Genomic DNA, 7,360 nt, shown 5'->3' with positions numbered 1-7,360 from the left:
CGAGTACGTCAACTACAACCAACTTGCGACCCTGGGCGGTGACCGGGACAAGCTGCAACAGCGGCACCGTCATCTACGTGAGTGGGTTCGGCACGGCACTCGACCGCAACCCGTTCGTCGGTGACTTCACCACCGGGTCCGACGACACCCCCGGGAGGTTTTTGTGAACGCGACCCTGCGAACGGTTACCGCCGCATCCGTGCTGGTGGCGGTGATCACGCTCGCCGGTGCCTCGCCGGCTCAGGCTGGTGGCACGATCTCGGATGTCACGTTGAGCACCCTGTCGGGCCCACCGGGCACCGCGATCATCATCGAGAGCACCTGCGTGTTCCAAGGCCACCCGGTATCTGAGGTTCGTGCCTTCCTTCACGTCGGCGGACTCAGTGCTGCCGAGGCGCCCGGTGGAGTCCAGGGAGTCTCCCGCTATCAGTTGATCGTCCCGGTCGACGCGGCCCCTGGCGACACCCTGTTGCGCATCTACTGTGCGCAGACCGAGGAGTTCACCTTCACGGTCACCGACGAGCCGCCGGTGACCCCGCCGCCTCCGTTGCTGGTCTTTTCGGTCAGCCCGACATCCGCTCCGCCGGGTAGCGAGGTGGTGGTGTCGATCGATTGTCGCGACGTTGACGGGGTGCCCGGGACCAGAGCGGAGGTCGAGTTCCGTACGTTCGAGGCCCCGCCGCTCGTCGTGGAGACGGCACTGGACACCGCCGGAACGGCCAGGCCGGTCATCGTCGTCCCGGACGTGCGGAGGCCGTTCAGACATGAGATCGCCGTCAGGTGCTACACGGGGGAGGTGGGTGTCGCGACCGAGCACACCTCGTTCGAGGTGACCGAATCGGCCCCGACCACGACCACCACTTCGCAACCGCTTCCTGCCATCACCTCCCCGAGGTTCACCGGATAGCACCCCAGCCCCGACCGGTCGCAGATCGCGGTGTACGGCGGCGAGGTCACGATGCGGCCTGCCACCTGGACGTGATCGCCGGGCCCTTTGCGCCCACGGTCACGCCATACACGGAGTTGTCGGGGGAGGGCAGTCGGCGCTGCCCTCGTGTCTCCCACCGGCGAGCCGCGCTGCCGGTCCTACCATGAGCCGGCACACGACCGAGCGGAGGCACCGCGATGACCGTCACGACCCGATCGACGCCCCCACGCACCGGCCCCCTCGGCCTCCCTCCCGGCGTGACCCCGGGGCTCGTTGCCGAGCTCACCCGGCTCGTGCCCGCCTCCGGGGACGCCCCGGGTGTGGTCACCCACGCCCCCTTCGACGGCACGGAGCTCGCCGAGCTGCCTCAGTGCAGTCCCGACGACGTGCGGGCCGCCGCCGAGCGGGCCCGGCAGGCCCAGCGGCACTGGGCGGCCACACCGGTGCGGGAGCGGGCGGCAGTGGCCCTGCGTCTGCACGACTTGGTTCTGGCCGAGCAGCGCCGGATCATGGATCTGATCCAGGCCGAGAACGGCAAGGCCCGCCGTGACGCCTACCTCGAGGTGGCCGACATCGCGGTCACCTGTCGCTACTACGCGCGCCGTGCCCCCACCCTCCTGCGCCCCCGGCGCCGTCGCGGCCTCGTCCCTGGCCTCACCGTCGTCCACGAGCACCATCACCCCAAGGGCGTGGTGACCGTGATCTCGCCGTGGAACTACCCGTTCAGCCTCGGGGTGGGCGATACCGTTCCCGCCCTGCTGGCGGGCAACGCGGTGATCCAGAAGGCCGACAACCAGACCGCGCTCACCGCTCTGTTCGGCCTGCGACTGGCCCGAGAGGCCGGTCTGCCGGAGGGCCTGTGGCAGATCGTGCTCGGGCGGGGCGGGGTGATCGGCGACGCCTTGCTCGACGAGGCGGACTTCCTCATGTTCACCGGCTCGACCGAGAGCGGCCGTGTCGTCGCCGCGGCGGCCGGACAGCGGCTGATCGACTGCTCACTCGAACTCGGCGGCAAGAACGCCATGCTGGTGCTCGACGACGCTGACCTCGACCGGGCGGTGGAGGGGGGTGTGCGGGCCTGCTTCTCCTCGAGCGGGCAGCTGTGCATCTCGGCCGAGCGGCTCTACGTGACCGACGCGGTCTACGACCGGTTCGTGCCCCGCTTCGTGGAGGCCGTGGGCTCGATGACGATCGGCGCGGCCTACGACTTCCGGTTCCAGATGGGCTCGCTGACCAACGCCGAGCAGCTCGAAGCGACCCGGCGCCATGTGGACGACGCGGTGGCGGGGGGTGCCACCGTGCTCACTGGTGGTCGGCACCGTCCCGACCTCGGCCCGTACTTCTTCGAGCCCACGGTGCTCACCGACGTGACCCCGCAGATGGCCTGCTTCGCCGAGGAGACCTTCGGTCCGGTGGTGTCGGTCTACCGGGTCGCCGATGCAGACGACGCTGTAGCCCGTGCCAACGACACCCGCTACGGGCTCAACGCCAGCGTGTGGAGCCGGTCCGCCCGGCGGGGCACGGGGGTGGCCACCCGCCTGCGGGCCGGCACGGTCAACGTCAACGAGGCCTATGCCGCGGCCTGGGGCAGCGTCGACGCCCCGATGGGCGGGATGGGCGACTCCGGCCTCGGGCGCCGCCACGGTGCGCACGGCCTGCTCAAGTACACCGAAGCCCAGACCGTCGCCCGCCAGCGGCTCGCGAACCTGGCCCCCCCGGTGGCGGCCCTCGGCGACGAGGGGTACGCGGCGCTGCTCACCGCGTCGCTGCGAGCCCTCAAGCGGCTCGGCTGGTAGGGGTGGCAGCCGCCCCGACGGGTAGTGTCACCGGATGCGCGATCACGACACCCCGGTGACCGTCGGCGACAAGCTGGTGACGTGTCTGTGGTTCGATCATGGGGAAGCCCGCCGGGCTGCGGAGTTCTACGCATCCACGTTCCCGGACAGCCACGTCGACGCCGTCCGCTCAGCTCCGACCGACTACCCCGGTGGGTCGGCGGGTGACGAGCTGCTCGTGGAGTTCACGGTGCTGGGCCGACGTTTCGTCGGTCTCAACGGCGGCCCACAGTTCCGACCGAACGAGGCGGTCAGCTTCATGATCGTGACCGAGGATCAGGCCGAGACCGACCGCTACTGGGACGCCCTCGTCGCCGAGGGAGGTCGGGAGAGCGAGTGCGGGTGGTGTGCCGATCGGTGGGGGTTCGCCTGGCAGATCACCCCGAGGGCACTGCTCGACGGGCTGGCCGATCCGGACCCGGTCGTTACCGAGCGGGTGATGCGGGCGATGATGACGATGACTCGGATCGACGTCGCGACGATCGAGGCGGCGAGACGGGGAAGCCATGCCCCCGGTGGGTGACGGGCGATAGGCCCAGCACAAGGGGGCCGGGCGCGGTCGGCCGTGGCACCGCGCCCTTCGGGTGCCCAGGAGAGAGCCGGTTCCGGGGGTTGTGCTCGCCGGCCTCGGTTGCCTACGATTAGCACTCGAACCCGTAGAGTGCTAAGCACTCCACCGAAGAGAGTGCCAACCGGATTCGCCGAATGGAGGCGCGCACATGAACCTTCAGCCCCTCGAAGACCGCATCGTCGTGAAGCCGGGTGAGTCTGAGGAGACCACCGCCAGCGGCCTGGTCATCCCCGACACCGCCAAGGAGAAGCCCCAGCAGGGCGAGGTGCTGGCGGTGGGCCCTGGTCGTCGCTCGGAGCAGACCGGCGAGATCATCCCGCTCGACGTGAAGGTGGGCGACACGGTCGTCTACAGCAAGTACGGCGGTACCGAGATCACCCTCGACGGTGAGGACCTCCTGATCCTCAACGCCCGCGACGTGCTCGCCGTCGTCACCAAGTAGGAGCTGACCGATGCCCAAGATCCTGAAGTTCGACGAGGATGCCCGCCGCAGCCTCGAAGCGGGTGTGAACCGCCTCGCTGACGCGGTGAAGGTGACCCTCGGCCCCAAGGGCCGCAACGTGGTGCTCGACAAGAAGTTCGGGGCACCGACGATCACCAACGACGGGGTGTCGATCGCCCGGGAGATCGAGCTGGACGACCCGTTCGAGAACATGGGCGCCCAGCTGGTCAAGGAGGTCGCCACCAAGACCAACGACATCGCCGGCGACGGGACCACCACCGCCACCGTGCTGGCCCAGGCCCTCGTGCGTGAGGGACTGCGCAACGTGGCCGCCGGCGCGAGCCCACTCAGCCTCAAGCGGGGCATGGACAAGGCGGTCGAGGCTGCGGTCGAGGCGTTGCGCGACCAGGCCAAGGACGTCGAGGACAAGTCGGAGATCGCTCAAGTCGCTTCGATCTCTGCGGCCGATCCCGCGATCGGTGAGGTCATCGCCGATGCCATCGACAAGGTCGGCAAGGACGGGGTGGTCACGGTCGAGGAGTCGAACACCTTCGGCATGGAACTCGACTTCGTCGAGGGCATGCAGTTCGACAAGGGCTACCTGTCGCCGTACTTCGTGACCGACCCCGAACGCCAGGAAGCCGTGCTCGACGAGCCGTACATCCTGTTCGTCAACGGCAAGATCAGCTCGGTGCAGGACCTGCTCCCCGTGCTGGAGAAGGTCATGCAGACCGGCAAGCCGCTGCTGGTGGTGGCCGAGGACGTCGAGGGCGAGGCGCTGGCCACCCTCGTGGTCAACAAGATCCGCGGCACGTTCAACTCGGTGGCGGTGAAGGCCCCGGGCTTCGGCGAGCGCCGCAAGGCGATGCTGGCCGACATGGCGATCCTCACCGGCGGCCAGGTCATCTCCGAGGAAGTGGGCCTCAAGCTCGAGAACACCACCCTCGACCTGCTCGGCCGGGCTCGCAAGGTGGTGGTCACCAAGGACGACACCACCATCGTCGAGGGTGCCGGCTCCGAGGAGGACGTCAAGGGCCGCATCGCCCAGATCAAGCGTGAGATCGACGAGACCGACTCCGACTGGGACCGCGAGAAGCTCCAGGAGCGCCTCGCCAAGCTGTCCGGCGGGGTGGCCGTCATCAAGGTCGGCGCGGCCACCGAGGTGGAGCTCAAGGAGAAGAAGCACCGCATCGAAGATGCGCTGTCGGCCACCCGGGCGGCCATCGAGGAAGGTGTGGTCGCCGGCGGCGGCACCGCGCTCCTGCGGAGCCGGGCGGCGGTCACCAAGCTCGCCGAGTCGCTCGAGGGCGACGAGGCGACCGGTGCCCGCATCATCCACCGGGCGCTCGAGGCCCCGGCTCGGCTGATCGCCGACAACGCCGGCTTCGAGGGTGCGGTGATCGTCCAGCAGACCGAGGCCGAGTCCGGCACCACGGGTTTCAACGCCGCCACCGGCGAGTTCGTCGACCTGCTCAAGGCGGGGGTGATCGACCCGGCGAAGGTGACCCGGGCCGCCCTGCAGAACGCGGCCTCGATCGCCGGTCTGCTGCTCACCACCGAGACCCTCGTGGCCGACAAGCCCGAGGAGCCGAACCCGGCGGCGGCCGCCGGCATGGGTGGCATGGGCGGTATGGGCGGCATGATGTGAGGCGCTGAGCCCCTTCCTGGTGCTCGATGTGGCCGGCCCTCCGGGCCGGCCACATCGCGTCCGGCGCACCGGTGCGGGCCCGTGGATGCTCCGGTTGGATCAGTCCTCGGGGAGGTGCTTGCGTTCCTGGCCCAGGTTCGACACCACCCGGGCCACCATGGTCACCAGGAACACCTGCCCGATGACGGCTTCGAAGATCACCGCGGCCCGCCCGAGGGCGGTCGCCGCCGTGAGATCACCGAAGCCGGTGGTGGTGAGGGTCACGAAGCTGAAGTACTGGAAGTCCCCGAGGTTCGGATCGCGTATCTGGGCGAAGAACGCCCCCGCTTCGATCGCGTCGAGGGTGCGGTAGAAGGCGCTGAAGAAGAGGCCGATGATCAGGTAGGCGGACAGCGCGGCGGCCAGGGTGTTGAGGCTCACGGTGCGATGCTGCAACGCCCGAGCGAGGATGGCCGGGAGGGTGAGGATGAGCAGCAGCGCGAACGACAGCGATGAGACGACGACCAGGAGGTACCTCTCGTCATAGCTGCCGCGGTGCACGATGCTGGCCACGACGGCGGCGACCGTGCCGACCACCGCCAGGCTGAAGACGACCCGTCGGGTGCGCCGGGAGGCGTTGCTGCGCCAGAACGACAGGAACACGATGGCCAGCGTCATGGGGAGGGTGACGAAGCCGAACAGCAGGGGGCTCCACGCCCCGAGTGGGAACGACACCATGACCCCGAGCGCGAGCAGCAGGATCGGCAGGTAGCTGTCGGGGCCGCGCATGTCGCGCTCGATGGTGTGGAGGAGGTGGTGAGGGTCGGGCGCCGGGCTGCCAGCGCGCTCGTCGGGTACCGCCCCGGTCGTGGTTTCCGATACCACCTCGTCGGCCACCTGCGGCAGCGTAGGGCCTCGGTACGATGCCGGGCATGGATGAGCGACCGCCTCCCGATCCCGAGAAGCTGCTGGCGTGGTGGATGGAATGGGAGCGAGGGGAGACGCCGCCGGGCCGGGTCATGGCCAACCTCAAGACCGGTGGGCTCCCGGACCTGCTGCGCCGGCTGGTGGACGCCACCCCCCGGTCGTGACCCGCCACCGGGTTCGATGAACGATCGGGGCGGGGCACAGCTCATCCCCAGGCCGGCGTCGAGCCGCCTCGGCGGTCCCCCGCCGTGGCACGCCCTTCCGGTGGAGGCACGGCACCTGACTCTCGAGGGGATCCGAGCCTCGCTGGCCGCGGCGGGTCCCCCTCGCCCGTCGCCGCTGGAAGGCACCGGGGTGCGGGCCTCTGCGGTGCTCGCTCCGCTCTACGAGCTCGACGGCGAGGTGCACGTGGTGCTCACCCGGCGTGCCCAGCACCTCCGCTCGCACCGGGGCGAGGTCAGCTTCCCCGGCGGCGGGCAGGAGCCGGGTGAAGACCTGCTGGACACGGCGCTGCGGGAGGCGTGCGAGGAGACGGGGCTCGACCGCTCGGCGGTGGAGATCATCGGTGAGCTCGACCACCTCCAGACGGTCACCAGCCGTTCGTTCATCGTGCCCTTCGTCGGCGTGCTCCCTGGCAGGCCCGCGCTGGAGCCGAACCCCGCCGAGGTGGAGCTGATCCTCCACGTGCCGCTCGATGAGCTGCTCCTCGACGGGGTGTACCGGGAGGAGCGCTGGGGTCTCCCGCCGCTCGACCGGCCCATCTACTTCTTCGAGATCGTGGGCGACACCATCTGGGGAGCGACCGCCCACATGCTGCGCAACCTGCTGGCGCTGGCCACGGGCACCCGCTGGCGCTGATCGGACGCCAGCGCGTGCCCCCTCCAACCGGGCCACCTCACCTCCCTCGAACTGTCCCGCCGTCCGCGAACTGGCAGGTTGAACGCGTGCTGGGGTGTGCAGATCCGCTGCCGGTTGGGCGAGGCGGTGGCGGGAGAGGAAGCTGGGACGGGCGGGCGGCAGGTCTGTGTCG

General features: G+C 69.8%; 8 protein-coding genes. 7 read left to right on the top strand and 1 reads right to left on the bottom strand.

Going from position 1 to position 7,360, the window contains the following annotated elements:
* The first annotated feature begins 163 nt into the window (after positions 1-163).
* From V7004_RS14355 to groL, 5 genes are all read left to right on the top strand, one after another.
* Positions 164-907, top strand: coding sequence for a hypothetical protein (locus V7004_RS14355; protein ID WP_334144830.1), 744 nt, complete (start codon positions 164-166; stop codon positions 905-907).
* Positions 908-1,125: 218 nt separating this feature from the next.
* Positions 1,126-2,724, top strand: coding sequence for a succinic semialdehyde dehydrogenase (locus tag V7004_RS14350; RefSeq protein WP_334144829.1), 1,599 nt, complete (start codon positions 1,126-1,128; stop codon positions 2,722-2,724).
* A 34-nt stretch (positions 2,725-2,758) separates the two neighbouring features.
* Positions 2,759-3,286: a VOC family protein gene (locus V7004_RS14345; RefSeq protein ID WP_334144828.1), complete on the top strand. Its 528-nt coding sequence runs from the start codon at positions 2,759-2,761 to the stop codon at positions 3,284-3,286.
* A gap of 196 nt (positions 3,287-3,482) precedes the next feature.
* The gene (gene groES / locus V7004_RS14340; RefSeq protein WP_208026718.1) at positions 3,483-3,776 is read left to right on the top strand and encodes a co-chaperone GroES; all 294 of its coding nucleotides are present in this window, start codon (positions 3,483-3,485) and stop codon (positions 3,774-3,776) included.
* A 10-nt stretch (positions 3,777-3,786) separates the two neighbouring features.
* Positions 3,787-5,424 carry a chaperonin GroEL gene (gene groL, locus V7004_RS14335; protein ID WP_334144827.1) on the top strand — a complete coding sequence of 546 codons (1,638 nt, stop codon included), beginning with the start codon at positions 3,787-3,789 and terminating at the stop codon, positions 5,422-5,424.
* Positions 5,425-5,523: 99 nt separating this feature from the next.
* Here the strand turns inward: groL and V7004_RS14330 are convergent, their stop codons facing one another.
* Complete coding sequence (locus V7004_RS14330; RefSeq protein ID WP_334144826.1) at positions 5,524-6,300, bottom strand: potassium channel family protein; 777 nt, start codon at positions 6,298-6,300, stop codon at positions 5,524-5,526.
* A gap of 35 nt (positions 6,301-6,335) precedes the next feature.
* On the opposite strand from V7004_RS14330, the gene V7004_RS14325 reads away from it, so the two are divergent.
* Together V7004_RS14325 and V7004_RS14320 are read left to right on the top strand one after the other, a co-directional pair.
* Positions 6,336-6,494 (top strand): hypothetical protein, encoded by a 159-nt coding sequence (locus tag V7004_RS14325; RefSeq protein ID WP_334144825.1) that lies wholly within the window; start codon positions 6,336-6,338, stop codon positions 6,492-6,494.
* A 16-nt stretch (positions 6,495-6,510) separates the two neighbouring features.
* Positions 6,511-7,188, top strand: coding sequence for an NUDIX hydrolase (locus V7004_RS14320; RefSeq protein WP_334144824.1), 678 nt, complete (start codon positions 6,511-6,513; stop codon positions 7,186-7,188).
* Positions 7,189-7,360: the final 172 nt, after the last annotated feature.

The sequence above is a fragment of the Rhabdothermincola sp. genome (genome assembly GCF_036846205.1).
Lineage (GTDB): Bacteria > Actinomycetota > Acidimicrobiia > Acidimicrobiales > Acidimicrobilacustridaceae > Rhabdothermincola.
The sequence above is the reverse complement of the archived record's forward strand: the minus strand, read 5'-3'. Positions and strand labels throughout refer to the sequence as shown.

Coding starts and splice junctions, on each gene's coding strand:
- V7004_RS14350 (WP_334144829.1), top strand. CDS start 1,126: ATGACCGTCACGACCCGATCGACGCCCCCACGCACCGGCCCCCTCGGC.
- V7004_RS14345 (WP_334144828.1), top strand. CDS start 2,759: ATGCGCGATCACGACACCCCGGTGACCGTCGGCGACAAGCTGGTGACG.
- groES (WP_208026718.1), top strand. CDS start 3,483: ATGAACCTTCAGCCCCTCGAAGACCGCATCGTCGTGAAGCCGGGTGAG.
- groL (WP_334144827.1), top strand. CDS start 3,787: ATGCCCAAGATCCTGAAGTTCGACGAGGATGCCCGCCGCAGCCTCGAA.
- V7004_RS14325 (WP_334144825.1), top strand. CDS start 6,336: ATGGATGAGCGACCGCCTCCCGATCCCGAGAAGCTGCTGGCGTGGTGG.
- V7004_RS14320 (WP_334144824.1), top strand. CDS start 6,511: ATGAACGATCGGGGCGGGGCACAGCTCATCCCCAGGCCGGCGTCGAGC.